Origin of the sequence: Anaerotignum neopropionicum (genome assembly GCF_001571775.1) — a bacterium.
Classification (GTDB): domain Bacteria; phylum Bacillota; class Clostridia; order Lachnospirales; family Anaerotignaceae; genus Chakrabartyella; species Chakrabartyella neopropionicum.
On the sequence record NZ_LRVM01000013.1, the window covers coordinates 49415 to 73329 of the forward strand.

The 23915-nt window shown below is 41.5% G+C and carries 15 protein-coding genes and 1 tRNA gene; 14 read left to right on the forward strand and 2 right to left on the reverse strand.

The window, feature by feature from the left end; all coding sequences use genetic code 11:
* Window positions 1-147: 147 nt before the first annotated feature.
* Window positions 148-1527 (forward strand): alanine/glycine:cation symporter family protein, encoded by a 1380-nt coding sequence (locus CLNEO_RS13975; protein ID WP_066090467.1) that lies wholly within the window; start codon window positions 148-150, stop codon window positions 1525-1527.
* A 948-nt stretch (window positions 1528-2475) separates the two neighbouring features.
* Window positions 2476-3855, forward strand: coding sequence for an alanine/glycine:cation symporter family protein (locus CLNEO_RS13980; protein ID WP_066090470.1), 1380 nt, complete (start codon window positions 2476-2478; stop codon window positions 3853-3855).
* Between the two features lie 237 nt (window positions 3856-4092).
* On the opposite strand, the gene CLNEO_RS13985 is transcribed toward CLNEO_RS13980, so the two are convergent.
* Both CLNEO_RS13985 and CLNEO_RS13990 read right to left on the reverse strand, forming a co-directional pair.
* A tRNA-Arg gene (locus tag CLNEO_RS13985) sits at window positions 4093-4166 on the reverse strand.
* 121 nt (window positions 4167-4287) lie between these two features.
* Window positions 4288-5601 carry a glycosyltransferase family 4 protein gene (locus tag CLNEO_RS13990; RefSeq protein WP_066090473.1) on the reverse strand — a complete coding sequence of 438 codons (1314 nt, stop codon included), beginning with the start codon at window positions 5599-5601 and terminating at the stop codon, window positions 4288-4290.
* A gap of 178 nt (window positions 5602-5779) precedes the next feature.
* Here CLNEO_RS13990 and CLNEO_RS13995 point away from each other — a divergent pair, with 178 nt between their 5' ends.
* The 12 genes from CLNEO_RS13995 to CLNEO_RS14050 all read left to right on the forward strand — a co-directional run bounded on the left by CLNEO_RS13995 (window position 5780) and on the right by CLNEO_RS14050 (window position 23654).
* On the forward strand, window positions 5780-7639 hold the full coding sequence (locus CLNEO_RS13995) for an ATP-dependent helicase (protein WP_066090476.1): 1860 nt from the start codon (window positions 5780-5782) through the stop codon (window positions 7637-7639).
* A gap of 167 nt (window positions 7640-7806) precedes the next feature.
* Window positions 7807-10335: a hypothetical protein gene (locus CLNEO_RS14000; RefSeq protein WP_066090479.1), complete on the forward strand. Its 2529-nt coding sequence runs from the start codon at window positions 7807-7809 to the stop codon at window positions 10333-10335.
* Window positions 10322-11248: an ABC transporter ATP-binding protein gene (locus tag CLNEO_RS14005; protein ID WP_066090482.1), complete on the forward strand. Its 927-nt coding sequence runs from the start codon at window positions 10322-10324 to the stop codon at window positions 11246-11248. Before CLNEO_RS14000 ends, CLNEO_RS14005 begins: the two co-directional genes overlap by 14 nt.
* Window positions 11245-12132, forward strand: coding sequence for an ABC transporter permease (locus tag CLNEO_RS14010; protein ID WP_066090485.1), 888 nt, complete (start codon window positions 11245-11247; stop codon window positions 12130-12132). The genes CLNEO_RS14005 and CLNEO_RS14010 overlap by 4 nt, the downstream gene beginning before the upstream one ends.
* A 21-nt stretch (window positions 12133-12153) precedes the next feature.
* Window positions 12154-12489 carry a hypothetical protein gene (locus tag CLNEO_RS14015; RefSeq protein WP_066090487.1) on the forward strand — a complete coding sequence of 112 codons (336 nt, stop codon included), beginning with the start codon at window positions 12154-12156 and terminating at the stop codon, window positions 12487-12489.
* Window positions 12471-13604, forward strand: coding sequence for a hypothetical protein (locus tag CLNEO_RS14020; RefSeq protein WP_066090490.1), 1134 nt, complete (start codon window positions 12471-12473; stop codon window positions 13602-13604). Before CLNEO_RS14015 ends, CLNEO_RS14020 begins: the two co-directional genes overlap by 19 nt.
* 365 nt (window positions 13605-13969) lie before the next feature.
* A complete protein-coding gene (locus tag CLNEO_RS14025; protein ID WP_066090492.1) occupies window positions 13970-15766 on the forward strand; it encodes a vWA domain-containing protein in 1797 nt (598 codons plus the stop codon).
* The gene (locus CLNEO_RS14030; RefSeq protein ID WP_066090494.1) at window positions 15756-18509 is read left to right on the forward strand and encodes a VWA domain-containing protein; all 2754 of its coding nucleotides are present in this window, start codon (window positions 15756-15758) and stop codon (window positions 18507-18509) included. The genes CLNEO_RS14025 and CLNEO_RS14030 overlap by 11 nt, the downstream gene beginning before the upstream one ends.
* Window positions 18510-18782: 273 nt before the next feature.
* A complete protein-coding gene (locus tag CLNEO_RS14035) occupies window positions 18783-20285 on the forward strand; it encodes a VanW family protein (protein ID WP_066090497.1) in 1503 nt (500 codons plus the stop codon).
* A 71-nt stretch (window positions 20286-20356) separates the two neighbouring features.
* Entirely contained in the window at window positions 20357-21352 is a 996-nt protein-coding gene (locus tag CLNEO_RS14040; RefSeq protein ID WP_066090500.1) for an AIR synthase family protein, read from the forward strand.
* Window positions 21353-21382: 30 nt separating this feature from the next.
* Entirely contained in the window at window positions 21383-22555 is a 1173-nt protein-coding gene (locus CLNEO_RS14045; RefSeq protein WP_066090514.1) for a pyridoxal phosphate-dependent aminotransferase, read from the forward strand.
* A gap of 364 nt (window positions 22556-22919) precedes the next feature.
* Entirely contained in the window at window positions 22920-23654 is a 735-nt protein-coding gene (locus CLNEO_RS14050; protein WP_066090502.1) for an NAD-dependent protein deacylase, read from the forward strand.
* Window positions 23655-23915 lie beyond the last annotated feature (261 nt).

Here is a 23915-nt window from a genome sequence, read left to right on the forward strand (position 1 = left end):
AGTGCATAAAAAATGCATGGGTTGTTATAAATGCAGCGTTATAATGACAAAATGAAAATGGTTTGAGCGTGTATGATTCCAACTGAAATGTAATAATTTTTATTCATTTTTTTTATTCATTTTTTCTAGGGAGGGAATTATATTATTATGGAGGCAATTAATGATTTTGTAAGTGCAGTAAATGGCTTTGTATGGGGGCCTGTAATGTTGGTTTTGCTGTTTGGTACGCATGTTTATTTAACAGTAAGAACAAAATTTATTCAGAAACATACATTTAAGGCAATTAAGCTTTCTGTTACACCGGATACCGACGCAGAAGGCGATGTATCTGGGTTTGGAGCACTAACAACTGCGCTGGCGGCAACAATTGGTACTGGTAATATTGTTGGTGTGGCAACTGCGGTTGCTTTAGGCGGTCCTGGTGCGATTATGTGGTGCTGGTTAACGGGGCTTTTTGGTATTGCAACAAAATACGGAGAGGCTTTGTTAGCGATTAAGTACAGAGTGAAGGATAAAACCGGAGCTATGGTCGGAGGTCCTATGTATGCATTGGAAAGAGGACTTGGGCAAAAATGGTTAGGGGTTATATTTGCTGCATTTGCCGGTATTGCTTGCTTCGGCATTGGCAATATGACACAGGCCAATTCTATTTCAACAATGGTGCGTGACAATTTTGGTGTGCCACAATGGATGACAGGCGTTGCTTTGATGATTTGTACCGCATTGGTAATTTTGGGTGGGGTAAAATCTATTGCAAAGTGTTGTGAAAAACTGGTTCCCTTGATGGCTGGGTTATACATATTAGGCTGTGTCATTATTTTATTTATTAACGCGCCTTTACTTGGTGCTGGGTTAAAATTAATTGTAAGCAGCGCATTTACTCCAACGGCAGCCGGAGGCGGTTTTGTTGGAGCAACTGTAATGATGGCAATTCGATTTGGTATTGCCCGTGGTTTGTTTACAAATGAATCCGGTTTGGGTTCTGCCCCTATTGCAGCGGCAGCGGCAATGACAAAAAACCCTGTTCGCCAGGCTTTGATTGCCATGACAGGCGTGTTTTGGGATACAATTATTGTTTGCGCATTAACCGGTATGGTTTTGGTAACCTCCATTTTGAAGAGTCCTGACCAATTAGCTGGATTAGATGGTGGTGCATTAACATCTGCTGCGTTTAACCATATTCCTGTTGTTGGACCTATTGTATTAACGATTGGTTTGATTACATTTGCCTGGTCAACAATTTTAGGCTGGAGCTACTATGGAGAAAGAGCGTGGGTTTATTTAGTAGGAACAAAGTGTATTAAACCTTTCCGATTTGTATGGGTAATTGTAGTATTTGTTGGTAGCATCATGTCTTTGACACTGGTGTGGAATATTGCGGATACACTAAATGCGATGATGGCGTTCCCCAACTTGATTGCTTTACTTGGTCTAAGTGGTGTAATTGTTTCCGAAACGAAGAAGTATTTGTGGAATGACGAGTTGGAAAGCTGGTCAACGGATGAGATTCCTGTTTTGGATAAATAATAAAGCATAAATGCTTTTGAAAAGCGGCGCAATTGCGCCGCTTTTTTTGTGTGGGAAAACCAGTAAGTCCTCTATGCAGATAAAAAGTGGAGCTTTTTAATATGCTTTTATTGCTTTGCATCCGTCAGCAGCAATAAAACAAAGGTGTTTTTTGCTGAGAAAACATAAGATTCCAATTTGTAAATATTTGAATGGATTTTGCACAAGCAAAATTTTAAGGCGGACTATCTATGATTGTAAATAGCTTCCGGTTCGTGTTTTTCAACTATATAAAAAGAAGCGGTGGCGTGAAACGAAATTTATTTTGACAATAATAATATTGTAAAATACAAAAAAGAAGGAAAAACGAAATAAAACGATGAAAAGAACCAAAAAACAGCAATCATTTGACATAATATTATCAAATAAAATGTAAAAAGCATGGTATAAATAGAAAATGAAAAAGCAAACAACTAGAAACTAACGTAGCAAGAAAAAAGCCAAAAGTTGTTGACAATTTGCGATAAAAGCATTTAAATTAAGATTTTAATATAAATTGCAAACATATTTTTGCGCAATAAAGTTAAAAAAAAATAAATTACCTAATAATTGTTTTTTTAAATAAGTCCAAATTGAATTATGCTTTCAATCTTTTAGATGGATTTGTAAAAAAAATATAGATTAGTATATTATAACCAAAAATAATAAATTATTTGTTATATAATTATAAATAAATGCATAGTTTTGTAACACAAAAACAAAATGTATTGTTTTTATATTACAAAAAAATATTGAAAACTATTAAAAAATAGATAAAATAAAATATAAGCGAGAGGCTTTTATTTGTCTAAAAAAGAAAAAAACAAAGATAATTATTTAACAAATTGAACGTGGGGCGAAGTAATAAATTATTCAACGTTGGGGGGCTCTGGCGAACGCACTAATTTATATTATTTAGGGGGGAATAGCATGGAATCAATAAACAATTTTGTATCCACCATCAATGGCTTCGTTTGGGGGCCGGTTATGCTGATTCTGTTGTTTGGTACGCACGTTTTCCTAACAATCAGAACGAGGTTTATTCAAAGATACATAGGTAAAGCAGTAAAGCTCTCTATTACGCCCGACAATGAGGCCGAAGGCGATGTATCTGGCTTTGGAGCTTTGGCAACAGCTTTGGCAGCAACCATTGGTACTGGAAATATTGTTGGTGTGGCTACGGCAGTGGCTTTAGGTGGCCCGGGAGCAATTCTTTGGTGCTGGTTAACAGGTCTTTTTGGTATAGCTACAAAATATGGCGAGGCCCTATTGGCTATTAAATATAGAGTAAAGGATAAAACGGGAGCCATGGTTGGCGGACCTATGTATGCTTTGGAAAGAGGCCTTGGGCAGAAATGGTTAGGCATTTTGTTTGCCATTTTTGCCGGTATTGCTTGTTTTGGTATTGGTAACATGACACAAGCCAACTCCATTGCAACCATGGTTGAAGCGAACTTTCATATTCCTGCATGGATTAGTGGTATTATATTAACCGTTGCAACAGCTCTTGTTATTTTGGGCGGTGTTAAATCCATCGCAAAGTGCTGTGAAAAGCTGGTTCCTTTCATGGCTGGCTTTTATATTTTAGGCTGTATTATCATTCTTGTTATAAATGCACCTTATATTGGCGGTGCATTTAAAATAATTATTGGTAGCGCATTCACCCCAACATCAGCGGGTGGCGGCTTTGTCGGTGCAACAATAATGATGGCAATTCGTTTTGGTATTGCCCGCGGTTTGTTTACAAACGAATCCGGCTTGGGTTCTGCACCTATTGCTGATGCGGCAGCCATGACAAGAAACCCTGTGCGTCAGGCTTTAATTTCTAGCTCAGGCGTTTTCTGGGATACAATCATTGTTTGTGCATTAACAGGTTTGGTTTTGGTTACCTCTATCATGAAAAACCCCGACGCAATGGCTGGATTAAACGGGGGTATGCTGACAACAGCAGCCTTTAATACAATTCCCGTTGTTGGGCCTATTGTTCTTACAATTGGTTTGATTACATTTGCGTGGTCTACCATTTTGGGTTGGAGTTATTATGGTGAGAGATCTTGGGTATATTTGGTTGGTACCGGAGCAATTAAACCCTTCCGTTGTGCTTGGGTTATTGTTGTATTTATTGGCTCCGTTACAGCGCTTGATCTTGTTTGGAATATTGCGGATACATTGAACGCCATGATGGCATTCCCTAACTTAGTTGCTTTATTAGGACTTAGTGGTGTTATAGTTACTGAAACAAAGAAATACTTATGGAATGACAAGATGGATGATTGGTCCACAGAAGAAATCCCTATAGTAAATAAATAATTTTGCATAACACAAACCCCACGGAAAAAGACGGCATTTTATGCCGTCTTTTTGTATTATATACTTTGAGAATGATAGAACACCAAGAACTAAAAAAGCCGACGTTGTTTTCACGCTGTCAGCCAGTAAGCCTCCTGGGGAGATATGTAAAGCGCCGTATTTTTTCAAAGGCACCCTTACGTTATCTGAAAAGGGCACAAAAAAAGCTACGTTACAATTGAAGAAACGTAGCTTAAATGTGAGTGACATGATTCGAACACGCGGCCTTCTGATCCGTAGTCAGACGCTCTATCCAGCTGAGCTACACTCACATATCTTTTTGGAACATTAAATATCATAATAGATTGAGGTATATTTGTCAAGTGGTATTTTCAAATTTACATGTAAAAGTCCTTTTTCCTGCAATCAAATTAATGGAAAAAGGACATGATTTCATTTATTTTTATTAATATACGGCAAAAGCTTTGCCAACTGGTGGGAGTAATGGAATTTGTTTTCCACCAGTTTCTTTGGGAATCTGGTTATTTTTTTCGCTGCTCTCACACCAATCACCAATGGAATAATGGGGGGAGAAAGCTTTTCCGGCTTTATACCGCTTTCGAGGATTTTTTCATAAAGCGCTTCAACACGATTACAAAAATTTTCGGCAGAAAGCTCTTTTATTGTTTCTATACCTGCTTTTATGAGCCTGGTTTGCAACGCCTGATCTGTTATGATTTGGTAAAGCAGGGCAGGAAGCTCTTCCGTTTCGTCAAATAATAAACCTGTTTCGTTATGTGTAATAATATTATTTATGCATGGATCGTTTTTTGCAACGACAGGTATCCCAGCAGACATTGCCTCCGCAAAGGTAAGCCCTTGCGTTTCGGTAACAGATGCACTGCAAAACACATTGCCCAGTTTGTAGTATTTTCCGATTTCTGTCCATGGCTTTCCCCCGGTAAAAACAACATGGTTTTCAATCCCTAAGGATTTTGCCAATGCCTCTAAATTTACCCGCTCAGGGCCTTCGCCTACAATTACCATTTTTGCATCAGGTAAATTTTCCAGTAAAGCGGGCATTGCTTTCATCACAACATCGATACTTTTTTCTTTTGCCACTCGACCAATCGAAAGAACGACGGGCGTATTTGCATCTATTCCTAAAGAATGACGCAATGCAAGAACTTCCTCGGGGGTGAATTTATCCCTGCTAAAATTAGAGGTATCAATTCCAGTAGGAATGATGGAAATTGGGGTGGTGACACCATAGCTTAGAAGAAGATCTTCGGTTTTTTTGGTAGGCGCAATAACGTCGGTGGTTGCATTGCAAAAAAACTTACTGAATTCTCTTGCCATTTCAGGGGAAATAAGATGCCCCCTGGCAATATAATGCACATAGTCCTCATACATCGTGTGGTATGTGTGCACCAATGGAATTCCCTGAGTCGTTGAAATAAATTTCCCCAAAAAGCCTAAAGAAAATTCCGTTTGGGTATGGATGATATCTAGGTTCAGGGAAGATATTTTCTTTGACAGATGGGGCGGGCACAACAAGCCGGCACGATAATTCTTGAGAAACAAAAAAGGCATGCTGGGAATACGAAAGACATTTGTCTCGTCAGTTTCCGGCGTGCGAGGGTCCCATGGCGTGAAAATATAAACATTGTGCCCCTTTTTTTCCAATCCCATTGCCAAAGTGCGGATGGATGTGGCAACACCATTCAATTGGGGGTAATATGTGTCTGAAAAGATTCCTATATTCATAAAATACTCCTTATAATCAAAATACTTGTTTTATGATTGCACTCTATTATGATGAAATTTTAATACACTTTCTTTTATTTTACAACTAAGAATTGTTTATTTATTTGTGAAGAATTTATTAAACTTTTTATTTTTTCGTTTTATGTTATACTGAAAGCTAAAGATAGGAGCGTAAAATATGGGGAAAACTTTAAATGATAATCAGAGAATTGCCGTGAATCATGGGGTTGGGCCTATGCTGGTGTTAGCGGGGCCGGGCAGTGGGAAGACCACTGTAATACTTTGCAGATTACGTCGGATATTGGAAGAAATTAACAATAAAAATAAAAAGATATTAGTTGTTACGTTTACGAAGGCTGCTGCCGCACAAATGAAAGAGCGGTTTGGTGATCGGGACAGCGCTAGGGTGCTGTTTACCACCTTTCACAGCCTTTTTTTTCGGATATTGCGCCAAACCTATGGGTATTCTTCGGAAAAAATCCTTGGGGAGGATGAAAAACATACGATATTGCGAAATATTCTGGCGGAAAAGGATTGGAGCGTTGATGATCCCGAGGAGTTTGTTTCTCAATTTATAAGGCAGGCATCCTATATGCGTAATGAACTGTTAACGCCAATGGAATTTATTCCTGTTGGAACACAACGGGAAATGTTTCGTCAAATGTACCGAGCCTATGACAGCTATAAGGAACGCCATGGCAAGCTTGATTTTGATGATATGCTTCTACAATGTTATGAGCTTTTTTTGGAGGAGCAAAGCACACTTGCTTTTTGGCAGAACAAATTTTCATTTATTATGGTAGATGAATTTCAGGATGTAAATCGGGTGCAATATGAATGTATCAGGCTATTGGCGGCACCGCAAAACAACCTGTTTGTTGTTGGAGATGACGACCAAAGCATCTATGGCTTCCGTGGTTCCAGCCCGGATTTTTTGCTGGAATTTGAAAGGCAGTATCCTAATTGTGAGAGGGTAATTTTAGATACAAACTATCGATCAACCGACCGTATCCTTTCTTTGGCGGAAAAGGTAATTGGCGTAAACCAACGCCGCTTTGCAAAAAACTTGAAGGGCGTTAATGGGAAAGGCGACAAGGTTTCGTTTTTTTTGGCTGAGGATACAACGGCAGAGGCGGAAAAGGTTGCCGAAAAGATCAGCGTTCTTTTGGAGGATGGGATTGCATTAAACGAAATAGCCGTTATTTATCGCACAAATTTGCAAGGAGGAGCCTTTGCCAGAGCATTATATCGCAGAGGAATCCCTTATATAATTCGTGACGGTGGAGGAGATATTTATGACCATTGGATCGCCAAGGACATGCTTGCCTATTTAACCCTTGGAGAAAGCGAAGATGGGGATAGCGCCCTTCGCCGTATTATAAATAAGCCGAAGCGTTACATAAGCAATGAGCTTTTACAAGAAGCACAGAAGATGCCATACACCTTGTTTAGAAGTTTTTTTGTTTGCCCATCATTAAAAAAATGGCAGGAAGAAAGCCTGGAAAAGCTTCGTCGGGATTTTATGCAAATTGGAAAAAGAAAGCCTTATGAGGGGATTCAATATATTCGGCGGGTTATTGGATATGATGATTATTTGGAGGAATACGCTGCCTTTCGAAAATGCGGTGGGCAGGCATTTTTTGAAATTGCCGATGAAATAACGGAAATTGCAAAGAATACAGCTGATTTACAGGAATTTCGAAGAAATCTGGAGGAAATGAGCCGACAAATGCAAGAGCAGGTTCGGGAAAAAGCTGCGATGAAAAAGGGTGTGACGTTAGCAACCATGCATGGTGCAAAGGGCTTGGAGTTTTATGCTGTATTTTTACCTTCCCTGGCCGAGGGGGTAGTCCCCCATGAAAGAGCCTTGGACGGACTGGAGGAGGAGCGTCGCTTATTTTATGTGGCGTTAACCAGAACGAAGGAGAAGCTATGCTTATCTGCCACACGCAATCGCTACGGTAAGGAAATGAAGCCTTCCAGGTTTTTAAAGGAAATGGGTTTGGACGTGGCGGAGAAATTTATGAAAAAAACTTAGAAAGTTGTAAGGAAATGTTAAAACATTACTGTTTTTTGATTGGTATAATAGAAAAAGAAAATTGAACTATCCGTGTATTCGAAAGCCATCATTGCTTTTTTCAATGAAGCTGATTTCAAATACATAGAAGAGCTTTCTTAAGGATTAAATAAATTGCGGAGGGGACTATGAATTATCATAAGAAACAGGAATTGAAGAAAAAGGTATTGGCCATCATTGCCTTAATTTTGGCAATGATTATGGTTTTAAGTCTGATTGCACCATTTACCATTTTTGCTGCACCTATTAGTAAATCGGCAACAACCGTAGCAGTCAGCAACAATGGGGATGAGGCCGAAGTGGATGACACCGTTGCTTCATTGAAAAGCTTTGGCAAGGATCAATTTTCCGTTGAGCTGCAGGCAGGCTTTGATGGAAAATATATTGTGGAAAGAGCAATGCCTGTACAAGGTGTGGTTACCAATCGCGGGGAGGCTTTCCATGGCGAGGTGCAAATTAAGGCCTACATGCGGGAAACGCGTTTGAATAAAGAATACGCAATCTATTATCAAAAGCTGGATTTAGAGCAGGGCGCATCGAAGGCGATTGAAATGGAAGCTAACATGGGGAGTATTTATAAATATATTGAGGTTTCCCTGGTGGATGAAAAAGGCAATAAGTTATATCAGGACTATGTGTTTTTGACGGCAAAAGATCCAAATACGCTTATGATTGGCGTGCTTAGTGACAGTGCCCAGGATTTGAAATATTTGAGCAATATTCACCTTGCCCAAATGGCAGAGGAAGTTATGGAAGACGAGGAGATGTATCGCAGGGAATTAAACAAGAATTATGATTTCCCCGTTTTTTTGGATGAGAATACTTTTCCTAGCTCCATAGGAATCATGGAAAGTTATTCGGCTTTGATTATAGATGATTTTGATGCTTCGGTTCTAACCAAGGCGCAGCTGGATGCCCTTCATCAGTGGATTTTGGAAGGCGGAACCTTGGCAGTGGGAACGGGTGCTTCGGCACAAAAAACACTAAGAGGCTTGAGCTTTTTATCCGATATTAAGACAGAAGGCATAGCGACGATTTCTGAATTGCGGGGTGTAACAGGGGATATTGCTTTGGCACAGTTAAGGGGAGAAAACCTTTCCGACTTATGGGGTGATAGAGAGAGCGAGCTCTTCTCTGTGGTTTCAATGGGAGAGGGCCACGTTGTGCTAAGCCATTTCTCCTTGTCTGCAACACCTATGGCAGGGCAAAGTGCTACCTTAGATATGCTGCAGGAAGCTTTAAAGCAAGTCGCAGCACAGTCCTTTACCGTAAATGTGTATGAATATAACCGTTATTATGACCGCTTACGTTATATTGCAGGGGACTTTCCTCCTTTTGCAATGAGTTCTATCTCATTCATTATAGGGGCAATCGTGGTTTATATTTTAATTACCGGGCCTCTTCTCTATTTTATTTTAAAGAAAAGGGATAAACGAGAAAAAGGCTGGGTTCTTATCCCGGCAATTTCCCTTGTTTTTATGGGACTGGTATTCTTTTTGGCACAAAGCAGTTCTTATAAGAACGGCATGATAAATACCGTGGCCTATGTTTCTATGCAAGAAGGCTCAACTATGGCAAGTGCCGATATTGGCATGGCACTAAAATCCTCCGGTAAGGGAGATGTGACGTTAACCTCTGATGAAAAAATTCCTTTAAATATTAATATGGATGAAGATTATTATTACAATATGGAGGGAACGAAAAAGGAAAAATGTGCCTACAGGATTTTATGCGGAGATACAACGGAGGTGAAATTTCCGGATACACCAAGCTGGGCAACACAATATATAAGAACGCAACACAGTGTGGATTTGGGCGGAAATGTGGAAAGCACTGTTGTTATGAAAGATGGAAAATTTGTGGGAGAAATCATAAATCATACAAACGTGGATTTCTATCATGTTGTATTATTATTAAACGATTATGTGCAGGAATTTGATCAATTAAAGGCGGGCCAAACCCTAGAAGTAGATATAAGAACGAAGGATTTGGCAGATGTAGACCAAGTGTTTTATGGCGGCAACTATCAAGAGGTCAGAACGAAGGTTGCCAACGGTGAAATCACAAGAAATGAGGCTTATTTGAGCTATATGGAACAGGATTTATTGCGAGAGTTCTATGTTTATCAAGATAATTCCGAATTGATCCCTGTTACTTTTTTTGGCTTTAGTGAATCACCCATTTTAGATGGCGAGAAGAAAATAAATGGCAAGCAGGTGCTGGAAAACAATTTGACGATGTATATGCAAAACTTCTCGTTGGAGCTATCAAAGCAGGAAGAATTTGAGGTGGGCTTAAACGGAACAGTTGATTCATCATCAAAGTTTGATAATTATAAGTATAATTACGGGGCGGGCATATATTCTTTTGATGATGCAGAATTTAATGTGACCTATACCATTCCGGAAGGCATAAGGATTGATCGCATGGAAATACAGGTTTTAAGCAACCGTGGGGAGTCTATTCCCAATGATATAAAAATATTTAATAATAAGACACAGGTTTGGGATGAAATTTCTTTGAAAAAGCCTGTAGATGCGGAAAACTACGTTGACGAAAGCAATTGTGTGAAACTCAGCATGTATTGTTTGAAGGAAAGGGAATGGGGAGTTCCTGAATTATTGATTCAAGGGGGTGGTCTGTTTGTTGAAAATTGATGGTTTAGTAAAAAATTATGGGAAATTTACCGCAGTGGATCACCTGACGTTAGCGGTTGAAAAAGGATCGGTTTGCGGTTTTGTTGGCCCCAATGGTGCCGGCAAAACCACGACGATGCGTATTATGGCTGGGCTGTTGAATGCTACTTCCGGCAGTGTAATGATTGATGAGGTAGAAGTAACAAAAAATCCTCGTGTATTGCGGGAAAAAATTGGATACATGCCGGATTTTTTTGGTGTGTACGATAACCTAAAGGTAACGGAATATATGGATTTTTTTGCAGGAGCTTATGGGATTTCTTATAAGGAAAGAGGTCCGATTATTGATAATCTTTTGGAAATTGTTGATCTTTCACACAAAAAGGATTTTTATGTGGATTCCTTATCAAGGGGGATGAAGCAAAGACTTTGCTTGGCGCGAAGCCTTGTCCATGACCCCGAGCTTTTGATATTGGACGAACCCGCCTCCGGCCTTGATCCGCGAGCAAGAGTGGAGATCAAAGAGGTTTTAAAGCAGCTGCAGGAAATGGGAAAAACCATTATCATTAGCTCACATATTTTGCCTGAGCTGGCGGAAATGTGTACGGAAATCTGCATTATTAACCAAGGGAAATTAGCGGCACAGGGTTCTGTTCAGGAAATTATGCAAAAGCTGAGTCAAAAGCGGATGATCCATGTGCAGCCGTTAAATGATGTGGAGAGGGCAATTCAAATTCTAAAGGAACAGCCCTTTATTCGTGCCGTTGTGGAAAATACAAGGGACGTGGAGTTTGAATTTACAGGTACAAATGATCAGCTGTCAAATGTTTTAAAGCAACTGATATTGGCGGAAATTCCTATTCTTTCCTTTAAAGAAAAGGAAGGAAACTTGGAAGAAGTGTTTATGCAAATAACGGGAGGTGAGAGCATATGATGAATCCGGTTTTAAGAAGAGAGGCAATTACCTCCTTGCGTGGATGGAAAAACTTCGCAGTATTAACGTTTTATTTATCCATGATGACAACGGGGGCCATTATTTTCTTTTACACCAGCGTGTATCAATCCTACCGATTTACGTTTGATCCCCAAAGTGTTGTATATTTATATATTGTATTGGGTTCAATCCAGATGGCTTTGATTGTATTATCAGTACCGGCATTGACTGCAGGCAGTATCAGTGGGGAGCGGGAACGGCAAACCCTGGATTTGCTGTTGGTGACAAAGCTTTCACCTTTTTCCATTGTGATTGGTAAGCTTCTGTCCTCCATGGCATTTGTCCTATTGCTGATTGTAAGCACACTGCCCGTTTTCTCTATTGTGTTTTATTTTGGCAGCGTGGGCATTGGCTCCGTATTGACACTTGTTTGCTTTACATTGACGACAGCCTTTATGCTAGGTGGCATTTCCGTATTTTTCTCTTGTATTTATAAAAAAACGGTGGTGTCCATTATGCTGGTTTATATTTTTACAGGTATTTTGTGCTTTGGTACACTGCTTTTGGTATTACTGCCCATGGCGGTAAGAGGATATGATCAGCTTTCTACTATTTCCACACTTATAAAATTAATTCCCAATCCCGGTGTTGGATTTTTCTCTTTAATGGATAATCAGATGGGTACCAATATTGTGAATGATGTATTTTTTGAAAATGGGATTGGCAAAAATTCGTTTACCCTTTGGGCAGCGAAAAATCTTTGGGTGCTGCATATGGTATTTCAGCTTGTGATTGGCTCTGTTTTCATTGCCTTGGCAGCAGGCTTAATCAATCCTGTGCGGGAGCACAAGCAAAAAAACAAAGCTCCTAAAACAAAAAAATAAAGAAAAAGCGAGGAATTGGCTATGGGCAAGTTACAAACCCTGTTAGCTCCATTGAAAAGAAAGCTTTTTTGGGAAGGTTTTTTACAAAGGCTGGTAAAATTTTGGCTGGCGGCAAGTGTAGTTGGGCTTGCCGTTGTTTTGCTGTCAAAAATTATTTTTATGCCCAATGCAGACAGGCTTTTGGTTGGGGTTTTTGCAATTGCATTCCTCCTTTCGGTTGGTTTTACTATAGCCAAACGCCCTAAATTGCAGGAAACAGCGGCAATGGCGGACGCTTTGGGTGGGAAAGAACGCATGATAACTGCTTTGGAGTTATTGCAAAAAAAGAACCCTCTAAAATGGAGAAATTGGCCATAGAAGACGGAATTACCCTTGGCGGACAACTGGATTTTGCCAAGGCCTATCGACTGCAATTGCCAAAAAAGCTGTTTCTTTGGATGCTTTTGATTATCACCTTAACCATGGCAACGGGCTTTTTGCCTTCGCCACGGGAAGAAAAAGCCGAGCTTTATGCCAAAGCAAAGCTGGAGCAAATAGAAAAGGTAATAAAGGATGTACAAAAGGATGAAGTGTTATCCACAGAAGAAAAGAAGCTTTTGCAAAAGGAGATGAAAGCTCTTTCCAAAGAGTTGAGGCGTGTTGCCAGTAAGGAAGACGGAGAAGCGGCAGTTCAAAAAGCCCAGCAAGAGCTAAAAAAGCTTCAAAAAGACAGCGTTTCCAAGGATCTGAAGCAGCTGGCAGAGGAATTCGCGAAGCAGGAGATTACGGCGCCCCTGGCCACAGCGGCAGAACAAGGCGATACCCAAGCAATAAAGGAAGCCATGGCAAAGCTTCAAGAGCAGCTGAAACAGCTCACCAAGGAGCAGCTTGCGGCGTTGGGCAAGCAGATGGGAGCGGCGGCGGCGCAAATGTCTAATGAGGACTTGGCAAAGGCATTGGAACAGTTGGCAGAAGCAATGGAAAACGGAACGGTTTCTTCGGAGCTTTTAGATCAGCTTAGTGAGCAGATGACCGCACAAAGCGTACAAAACGCAGAACTAAGGGAAGCGTTGCAAAATGCCAATAAGGCGTTGGGCGATGGGAATGCCCAAATGCCACAAAACGGCCAAGGCCAAGGCCAAGGACAGGGCCAAGGACAGGGACAAGGCCAAGGACAGGGCCAAGGACAGGGCCAAGGACAGGGTGCCGGTGGCAATGGCCGAGGAACGGGGCATATTGACGGCGAAGAAATATTTACAAGAAAAGCGGCGGATAAGGCCGATTATGATACGCAGGTAAATGGAACAAAGACAGAAGGCGGCGACACATCTTTGACGCAGCAAAAAATGATTGGTGATGAGGGCGAACGCTTACCCTATGAACAGGTATTTCATAGCTATCAAAATGATGCCATGAAAGCCTTGGAGGAACAAAATACACCTTATGGTATGCGCCAGTTGGTTTCTGATTATTTCTCAACATTGGAGAAATAGAAGGTACTTTGAACTGTGTTTTTAATTGGTTTTTACCCAATAAAGCGATATCGTACTTTATAAAAAGCTTTATTAAAAATATCACATTTAAAGCAGTTTTTGAGAAGTCCTAAGCTTTGTAGAAAATGAAACTAAATTCATCTGGCTGCTTAAAGGTATAAAATAAAAACCTAAAACCTAAAACTGACTGTAAGGCTTACTTGTACGCACCACTGGAAAAATTAATTTATAAAAAACTTACCTCACATAGCAAAAATGAATATTTTTGCGTATAAAGTTTCGCTCAAGCCTTTTCAAAGGCTTGCAGGGTTCGGGACAGAGTCCTGAGAACTTGAACTTGAACTTGCACAGAAAGGAGGCGGCGTATGCGTTTTTTTACACCGTGGGGATTGCTTGCTTTGCTGGCGGTACCTGTGATTATTTTAATGTATTTGTTGAAACAAAAATATAAAGAAACCAAAGTACCTAGTCTGTACCTTTGGAAAAAAGCCATTCCCGAATCGAAAGCGCAAGAGCCTTGGCAGAAGCTGAGAAAAAATATTCTCCTTTTTTTGCAAATTGCGGCGGCGGCAGTTTTGGCAATTGCTCTTGGCGGCCCGTATATTATGGGGAAAAGCCAGGTGGTGGATTATGTTTTGGCCTTGGATTGCTCTGTGAGCATGCAAGCGACAGATGTGGAAGGAAGCCGATTTTTAGCGGCAAAAAAGGACATGCTTCGTATGGTTGAGGAAGCGGCACCCCAGTCCTCTTTTTCTCTGGTGCTTTTACAGGACGAACCTGCTTTGCTGCTAAGCGGTACCCAAGAAAAACAGGAGGTCTTACGCTGTATTCAAGAGGCCGAGGCCACAGACGGCGGCGTAGCTTGGGATAAGGCAAAAGAAATTTTATCGGCGGAACGTGATGTTCTTGGCGGTGAAATTCTTATGTTCAGTGATAATTATGGCAGTTTGGGCGATTTGCCTGTGCAAGAGCAGATCTATAATAAAGGCGGCAATAATAGCGCACTTTCCATGCTTTCCTATGCCCAACAGGAGAATGGCCTTTCCGTCTTGACCCGCTTGGAAAATTGGGGCGTCGGCGGAGAAGAAAAAACAGTTACCCTTTATGCCGATGGCATGGTGTTTGATACAAAAAGCTATACCCTTGCAAGAGGGGATTCGGTGGATGTTACGTTCCGTGGTGTACCAAAGGATACAAAATCCATCATGGTTCGGCTGTTCCCCGAGGATGATTTGCAGGCGGATAATATGCGCTATGAAGGAGTTTCCTCAGCTAGCAGCGAAAAGGTACTGCTGATTACGGAAAATAATTTGTTTTTGGAGAAGGTTTTTTCTTTAATTGACAATGTGGAATTATATAAAACCACACCCGAAAAGGCAACGGAGGCATCCGGATATGGCTTATATATTTATGATGGTTGCCTGCCGGAAAAATTACCCCAGGACGGCTTCGTGCTGCTGTTTCAACCCGCAGCAAATGATTATGTGGCAATGAGTGCCCAAAAGGATATTACAGCTACGGCACGCACCTTGGAAAACACGGGTCTTACGGATATTTCCTCCATTTCCTTTGAGGTTTCTAAGGCAAACCCAATTCAGGCAAGCTGGGGCAAGCCCTTGATTCGTGCGGGAGAAGATGTTTTAGCCGTATTCGGCGAGTATCAAGGGAGGAAAATGGCTATTTTTGGCTTTGACCTCCACGATTCGGATTTGCCTTTAAACGGGGGATTTCCTATATTAATCTATCGTCTTGCCGAATGGTATTTTCCCGGAGGAGAAGCAGCCTTGATGCAACAGCAGGCGGGGGGTACAATTTCTTTTTCTTTGCGTCCGGAAACCCAAAAGGCTTGGGTGATTACGCCCCAAGAAAATAAGATTCTTATTGCGCCGCCGTTTCCTGCTCTGCCTTTTTCTCAAACACAGAAAACAGGCTTTTATTCCCTCGTTGAGGAAGATGGGAGCGAGCACCAAACGACGCAAATCTTTGGCATGAATCCAAAGGTTGTGGGCGAGTCCGATTTGTCTTTGCAGGGAGAAAAAACGGATTCTGAGGGGGCACAGGTAAAAACCATTCGTGCCGGAAAACCCTTGAGAAATCTGTTGCTTTTGCTGTTATGTATGATTTTAATGATAGAATGGTGGGTGAATTGCCATGAGCATTAATTTTATGAAGCCTTATTGGCTATGGCTTTTGCCTTTTCTGATTGGATTTGTTTGGTATGGGGCAAGGAACGGGCGGTTTGCATCTGCTTTTCGCCGTAGACTTCATTCTGGAATTAGGATTGCAGTATGTGTTTGCATTGTAATGGCTATGGCTGTCCCCCAGATTTCCCAAAAATCGGATATCATCTCTACGGTATTTGCAATTGACCGTTCAGCCAGTGTAAAGGCGCTGGATTTTACCGATTTTATGAAAGAAGCGAATGAGGCTCGAGGGAATAAAGACAGCGTAGGCATGGTGTGCTTTGGCAAGGATGCAGGGGTGGAAATGATGCCCACGCAGGAGGGCGTTTTGCCGACGGAGAGCTTTTTAACCTATGTGGATGAAGGTGCTTCGGATTTGGCCTCGGCGCTTAAGCTTGCAGGGGCCATATTGCCCGCTGATGCGGCAAAGCGTATTGTTTTGGTTTCTGATGGTGAGGAAACCATAAACGAAGCATTGCTTGAGGCAAGGTCGTTATCCGCCCAAGGGGTAACAATTGATGTGTATGCGTTAGAACAGAAAACAGATCAGGAGGTTCAAATTACAGATTTGGAATTGCCATCCTTGATTAATAAAAATACTGCTTATGATATTGCCGTGCGCATTGACTCCAATGTGGATACACCCGTGGGAATTCGTCTTTACAAAGGAAATACGCTGATTGCCAATGAACAAATCAGCATTACAGCAGGGGAAAGCCGCATTGTATTTTCGGATATTACTGCAAATGGCGGCGGTGTGGTTTATAGGGCGGAAATTACGCCTGAGAAGGATACCCAAAGCAAAAACAATAAATCCTACGCCTATACCTATATCGACGATGTTCCCAGAGTTTTATTGATTGGAGAGAGACAGGCATGTGAGGGGTGGAACGGTATTATTTCCGCTGCCCAATTGCAGGTGGATATGGTGACGGCTGGGGCGGCTCCTGTGTCTACGGAGCGGCTGCAAAGCTATGATTGTGTGGTTATGGCGAATGTTTCGGCGGAAGCTCTGCCCGATGGCTTTTTAGAGGTTTTAGAGGCGTATGTGCGGATATTGGGTGGCGGCTTGATTGTGAGCGGCGGTGATGAAGCCTATGCCCTTGGTGGATATCTTAACACCCTCCTTGAGGATATGCTTCCCGTTGATATGGAGCTGAAAACAGAGGGCGAGGAGCCGGATTTGGCAATGATTATGGTTATTGACCGTTCAGGAAGCATGAGCGCCGGCCAATACGGAATTACGCAGCTGGAGATGGCGAAGGAAGCGGCAATACGCAGTCTGGACGGCTTTAAGGAAAAGGATCAGGTGGGGATTATTGCCTTTGATGACAAGTTCGAATGGGCGGTTCCTATGACATTGGTAAGCGGAAACAAAGCTGCCATAGAGGAACAAATCGGCAAAATTCAAGTAGGTGGCGGAACCAGTATTTTACCCGGCTTAGCGGAAGCGGTAAATACGTTATCCCGAACCAATGCAAAGGAAAAGCATATTATTTTGCTAACCGATGGTCAGGCTGAACAGGAGGGTTATGGGTCTGTTTTGGCCAAAATAAAGGAAAACGGAATTACCCTTTCTTCGGTAGCCGTTGGTGGTGGTGCAGATACAACCCTGCTGCGCAAATTGGCAGAGTCGGGAAACGGACGATATTATTTTACCGACGAATTTACGGATTTACCCAGTATTTTTGCCAAGGAAACATTGCTTGCAGGAAAGGAATATCTGAATAACCGAAATTTTTATCCTCAGCAAAAGGATGCATCAGCAATTTTATCTGATATTGTATCAGTTCCTTTGCTGGGGGGATATATTGGAACAACGGGAAAAAGTCGTGGAGATATTATTTTGGTCAGCGACAAAGAAGAACCCATCCTTGCAGCTTGGCAATATGGCTTGGGCAGAACGGTGGCATGGACGCCTGATGTAGGAGGCGCATGGACAAAGGATTGGTTAGCGGCGAAGGAAGGAAGCGGTTTATTAAGAAATGCCTTGGGCTGGGTGATCAATGCGCAAATGGCTCAGGATATTAAATTGACGGCACAAAGCGGTGCCCAAAAAAGCAGCTTGCGCTTGGAGATGCCTTTTGATGAAGGCATAAACAAAATTAAGGCAAGTGTATTAAATTCCCAAGGCGAGGAATATAATCCCCAATTTATTATGACAGCCCCTGGAATTTATGAGGGTGAGCTTCCAACGGCAGAGGAAGGCGCCTATGTTGCAAATCTTTCCATTGAAAAGGATGGAAAAACGGAGTACTACAATACAGGCTTTGTTCTCTCCTATCCCTCTGAATACGACATGACACGAAAGGGCGCAGGCGCTTCTGTATTGCAGCAAATTGTGGCTGCAAGCGGCGGACGGATTTTGGAAAGCGGCAGTCAGGTTTTTGAAACCCAGCCTTTCCCAGTCGTAAGCCAAAAGGATTTATCCGTATTTTTTATGCTGTTGGGTCTGATTTTATTTTTATTAGACATTGCATTCAGACGTTTTTCGTTTTTGATTTTGCGAATGGAGGGCATAGTTTTTGCTGGGTGGAATAGAGCAAAGGCGGTGCCAAAAACAAGCTTGAAATTAAGGCAAAAGCCCATGCAGACTGGAAAAATGAACCCACAAAAAAAAGAGCTATCTCCTAAGGCGGAGGTAGAAAAAACACCACAAGAAAGCAAGCCTGCAAGCACAGCGGAAAAACTGGCAGCGGCAAAGAAGAAACGCGGAAATTGAAAAAATTTCCTGTAATGTAATAAAAATGTAATGTTAATTATAATAAAATATATTGTAATTTAAAAAATACTCCGTTATGATAGATATATTGGCCATTTGTGAAAATCGGTCATTTACATAATGAAGTATTTTTTATTGACAAATATTGTAGAAAAAAACGATAGGCTATAAGGAAATGAAAAAGCAAGTTTCATAATAATTCAGACTATAATGAAATAGGAAGATATTATTATTTATATTTTGAACGTAGCCGTAGAAATAGGGGGAGGACGAATGGAACAAAGTAATGGCGGGAAACGATTTAGAAGCCAGCCAAAGAAAACGATGACCAAAGTTTTTGTTGGTCTTTTGGCTTTATGCATATGTGCGGCAGGCGGGTATTTTGCTTATGCAAATACGCAAAACCAAAAGCTCAAGGATATTTTGGCCCAAAAGGGGATTTATCCTGGAATTACCATTGATGGAATAGATGTAAGCGGCTTAAGCAAGGAAGAGGCTGCCAGTTTATTAATTGATACCCATGGGGCAAATGCCGCAACCCAAAAGCTGGTGCTTTTTTTTGAGGAGGAGGAATGGGAATATTCTTTTCAGGAAATTGGTGCTGAGTATAAGGTTCAAGATGCGGTGGAGCTTGCTTACAGCGTAGGCAGAACAGGTACTGAAAAAGAAAATATGCAGGTGGTTTCGTCTTTGATCAAGAACGGGGAAGAAATTCCTTTGGAGTTCACTTATGATGAAATCAAAATGCAGGATAAATTGATTGAGATTGCTGAGGAATTTGATCAGGAAGCACAAAATAGTACCATGACACGAGAAAAAGGGAAATTCGTCATTTCCAAAGAAGTGGAAGGGCGCAAAATGGATTTGGAAGGTACTATGCTGAATGTGGATCGTGTTATGGAGGGCAAAAAGAGCGGAAGGGCCGCAATAGTGGCAGATTTAACAGAACCTAAAATTACCTATGAGGATAATCAAAAGGTAACGGATTTAATTGGTTCTTATTCCACAAAATTCACTGCCAATGACAAGAATAGAAATACCAATCTGGCGGTTGGTTGTAAGTATATCAACGGTACAATTATTGCTCCGGGTGAGGTTTTTTCCGCAATGGAAGGCTTAGGCGAGCAGACCTATGAACGTGGGTATCGTGATGCAGGGGTATATGTAAATGGCAAGGTTGAAGCAGGAATGGGCGGCGGTGTTTGTCAAATCAGCTCCACTCTATACAATGCGGCTATTTATGCGGAATTGGAAATTGTGGAAAGACACCCCCATTCCATGACCGTAGGGTATGTTCCTTTGGGCAGGGACGCGGCCGTTGCTGATACTTATAAGGATTTGAAAATTAAAAATGATACAGATTATCCCGTTTACATAGAAGCATCTGTGGCAAACGGCGTGCTGAAGGTAAACATTTACGGACATGAAATTCATGATGCCGGGCGAGAGGTAGAGTTTCAAACGGTTTATGAGGCAACTATTCCAAAACCGGATGAAATTGTGAAGGAAGACCCTGAAAAGGCGGAAGGGGAAAGAGAAATCACCTTTACCGGCAGAACGGGCGCAAAGGTTTCGGTGTATAAAACAGTTTTGGAGAATGGCAAGCAAGTAAGCAAGGAGCGGTTTAGCAGCTCATCCTATCGTGCTGTTGCAGATGAAGTGACCGTAGGGACAAAAAAGGCGGAAACAGCAACGCAGACGATTAGCACGCCTTTTTCACAAGCAAATAATACCCAAATCGGCAATGTGGGTGATAATTCCTATGGTATACAATAAGAGATAATAAAATGAGTACCTCTGAAGCACCAATTGTTCAGAGGTACTTTCTGTAGGAAAGGGCTGGGAGAATGTTTAAAATTGGAAAAATACCTCCTGAAATACTGGAGAAAATTGTAATGAACCCTATCAGCAAAAACAGCGTAAAGCGGGAGGATGTTGTATTGCGCCCGAAAACGGGGGAGGACTGCTCTGTGATTGATCTGCAAGGGGAGATGTGCGTGCTTTCTACGGATCCTATTACGGGGGCGGCGAAGGATATTGGCTATTTGGCTGTTCAGATTAATTGCAACGATATTTTTTCCGCAGGGGCAGAGCCGGTGGGGATTTTACTGACTGTTTTGCTTCCCCAGGGAAGCGGCGAAGAGGATTTGACGGAAATCATGGAGGGGGCAATGAAGGCGGCGGAAGAATTGGGAGTAGAAATCTTAGGTGGGCATACCGAGGTTACCGATGCAGTTTGCAAACCCATTGTTTCTGCGGCTGTAATTGGAAAGAGCAGGGCGAGAAAAGTCATTATGACGGGTGGCGCCAAGGTTGGGCAGGATGTGATTATGACCAAATGGGCAGGGTTGGAAGGTACAGCTATTATTGCCAAGGAATATGAGAAAATATTGGAAAAGCGGCTGCCCTTGGAGATCATCCAAAGGGCACAAAACATGAAGAAGTTTCTTTCCGTGGGAAGGGAGGCTTCTATTGCAGTCGCATACGGTGCAACGTCAATGCATGATGCCACAGAGGGGGGCATTTTAGGTGCTGTTTGGGAAGTGGCGGAATGTTCACAAACGGGGGTAGAGCTTTGGGCGAATAAAATTCCTATGAAGGAAGAAACAAGATTGATTTGCAAGGAAGCGCAGATAGATCCGTTGGGGCTGATTTCCAGTGGAACGATGATTATCACAACAGATAATGGGAGAGAACTATTGGATGCACTGGCGGAAAATGGAATAGAGGCAGCGGTAATTGGAAAAATAACAAAAACGAAGCGCAGTTTGGTTACAAACAACGGTATAAAATCGCTGGAGGAACCCAAAAGCGATGCTATATATCAAGTGAATTTTCAATAATAGACGAACATAAGAGAAGGGCTGATGAAAATGAGAAATTTTGTGGCAAAAAGAGTAGCCGAATTACCCCCTTCGGGAATTCGGAAATTTTTTGATGTTGTTGCAACTATGTCGGGGGTTGTATCCTTGGGGGTTGGCGAACCGGATTTTAAGACACCTCAGCATGTAAGAAAAGCTGCCATAGATTTGCTGGAGGAGGGAAAAACCAGATATACAGCGAACTTAGGGATGCCTGCTTTACGGGAGCGTATTGCTCATTACTTAGAAAGACGCTTTCAAACGGTTTATGATCCCGCAGATCAAATCATGTGTACCATTGGTGCGTCAGAGGCCATCGATGTGGCATTACGCACAATTTTAGAGCCGGGGGATGAGGTTTTGGTGATTGAGCCATGCTATGTTTCCTATAAACCGGCCATTATTTTACAGCATGGCGTGCCAGTTATCGTTACAACGAAGGTGGAAAATGATTTTAAACTTACGCCTGAGGAGTTGGAAGAAGCCATTACGGAGAAAACAAAGGCAATCCTCCTTCCTTATCCCAATAATCCCACAGGGGCGATTATGGAGAAAGAGGATTTGGAAAAAATTGCGCCGATTCTCATTCAGCATGATTTACTGGTGATTTCCGATGAAATTTATGCGGAGTTAACCTATGGTGGTAAGGATCATGTTTCCATTGCAGCAATTGATGGGATGTATGAAAGAACCATAGTGTTAAATGGTTTTTCCAAATCTTTTGCAATGACGGGCTGGCGTTTGGGCTATGCAGCAGGGCCGAAAGAGCTGATTCGGGAAATGAATAAAATTCATGCCTATGTAGTAATGAGTGCACCAGTCATGAGCCAACAGGCTGCCATTGAGGCTCTGCGGGATGATGCTCTTTGTGATGAGGATATTCGAGGAATGCGGGAAGCCTATGACGAAAGACGAAAATACTTAATTGGCGAATTTAATAGGCTGGGACTGACTTGCTTTGAGCCTAAGGGGGCATTTTATGTATTCCCGTCTATTCAAAAAACAGGACTTGGTTCTGAGGAATTTTGCGAAAAGCTGCTATTTGAAGGCGGTGTTGCCGTTGTTCCTGGAAATGCCTTCGGCGAATGCGGGGAAGGGTTTATTCGAATATCTTATGCTTACAGCATGGAAGAATTAAAGGTTTGCATAAGTAAAATTGAACGATTTTTAACGAAAAGAAATTAGATCTAATAAAAAGGGTGGTGTTTTGGCATGGGAAGCCTGACACCGCTTTTTTATAACTGTTTATGAAATCTAAAAAACAATTAAAAAAATATAATGACTTTAATGTATTGTATATTATAGAGGACACAGTATTTTTCCTATATACATTAATTGACACTGAATAAATTACACGCATAAGGGAATTTGGTGAATAAATATAGACAAAAATAATAATTGCCAATAAAAGTATAATTATCTGTACAATGAAAGTTGCAAGACAATATTGAAAAAATAACTAAATTGTGATATAGTAATATTTAAACAGTTTGGAAGAGTCGTGTTTTTAGTCTCTAGCATTTTGTTTCATTGCAGGGGAGGGAATTTTTTGGAAGAAAAATTAGCACTGCTGAAAAAATGGATGAAAGAAAGCGATAATATAGTCTTTTTTGGTGGCGCAGGCGTTTCTACGGAAAGCGGGTTGCCCGATTTTCGCAGCGAAAACGGGATTTTTTCTGCCATGAGTGAGTATGGATATAGACCGGAAACAATTCTCAGCCATTCATTCTTTCAACAAAATCCGGAGGTCTTTTTTAAATATTATAAAAAGACGCTGTTGTATCCCCATGCACAACCTAATGATTGCCACAAGGCTTTAGCTAAGCTGGAGGCGGAAGGCAAGCTGAAGGCTGTAATTACCCAAAATATTGATGATTTGCATCAAAAGGCAGGCAGTAAAAATGTTTTGGAGCTTCACGGAACGCTTTATCGTAATTATTGTGTAAAGTGTGGGATGGAATTTCCTCTGGACTATGTAACAAAGGATGAGGGAATAACCAGATGCAATATTTGCGGCGGTGTGGTACGTCCTGATGTTGTTCTTTACGAGGAAAGCTTAAATGGTGAAATAATTCAAAAATCAGTTGAGTTTATTACAAATGCGGATGTATTGATTATCGGAGGTACAAGCTTAAATGTTTATCCAGCCGCAGGGCTGATAAACTATTATCGTGGCAAAAAAATGGTTTTGATTAATAAATCAACAACGCCCTATGATCACAAGGCGGCACTGATTGTTACAAAAAGCATTGGAGAAGCGTTCCGAGAAATCGTTGATTTTTAGGGATTCTTGCAAGGAAATAAAATAAAATGAAAAAAAGTGAAAATAGTGCTTGACAATATGACTCAACTTAGATATAATAAATTCTGCGCTGTGAAAGTGCTGTGAACTTTGAAAATAGAATAGCGTTTGAAAAAACACAACCCATAGTCAATTCAAAGCACCGCAAGGTGCGAAAAGACAAAAGAGTTTGCCGATTTCGAAAAAATCGGAAAGTAGCCAGATTATCTGGTTAGGACAAAACTTTAATTTAAGAGTTTGATC

Excerpts from the sequence above, each read along its gene's own strand:
- CLNEO_RS14000 (WP_066090479.1), top strand. The coding sequence starts at position 7,807 with ATGAATTATCATAAGAAACAGGAATTGAAGAAAAAGGTATTGGCCATC.
- CLNEO_RS14030 (WP_066090494.1), top strand. The coding sequence starts at position 15,756 with ATGAGCATTAATTTTATGAAGCCTTATTGGCTATGGCTTTTGCCTTTT.
- CLNEO_RS14015 (WP_066090487.1), top strand. The coding sequence starts at position 12,154 with ATGGGCAAGTTACAAACCCTGTTAGCTCCATTGAAAAGAAAGCTTTTT.
- CLNEO_RS13980 (WP_066090470.1), top strand. The coding sequence starts at position 2,476 with ATGGAATCAATAAACAATTTTGTATCCACCATCAATGGCTTCGTTTGG.
- CLNEO_RS13995 (WP_066090476.1), top strand. The coding sequence starts at position 5,780 with ATGGGGAAAACTTTAAATGATAATCAGAGAATTGCCGTGAATCATGGG.
- CLNEO_RS14035 (WP_066090497.1), top strand. The coding sequence starts at position 18,783 with ATGGAACAAAGTAATGGCGGGAAACGATTTAGAAGCCAGCCAAAGAAA.
- CLNEO_RS14020 (WP_066090490.1), top strand. The coding sequence starts at position 12,471 with ATGGAGAAATTGGCCATAGAAGACGGAATTACCCTTGGCGGACAACTG.
- CLNEO_RS14040 (WP_066090500.1), top strand. The coding sequence starts at position 20,357 with ATGTTTAAAATTGGAAAAATACCTCCTGAAATACTGGAGAAAATTGTA.
- CLNEO_RS14010 (WP_066090485.1), top strand. The coding sequence starts at position 11,245 with ATGATGAATCCGGTTTTAAGAAGAGAGGCAATTACCTCCTTGCGTGGA.
- CLNEO_RS13990 (WP_066090473.1), bottom strand. The coding sequence starts at position 5,601 with ATGAATATAGGAATCTTTTCAGACACATATTACCCCCAATTGAATGGT.
- CLNEO_RS14045 (WP_066090514.1), top strand. The coding sequence starts at position 21,383 with ATGAGAAATTTTGTGGCAAAAAGAGTAGCCGAATTACCCCCTTCGGGA.
- CLNEO_RS14025 (WP_066090492.1), top strand. The coding sequence starts at position 13,970 with ATGCGTTTTTTTACACCGTGGGGATTGCTTGCTTTGCTGGCGGTACCT.
- CLNEO_RS13975 (WP_066090467.1), top strand. The coding sequence starts at position 148 with ATGGAGGCAATTAATGATTTTGTAAGTGCAGTAAATGGCTTTGTATGG.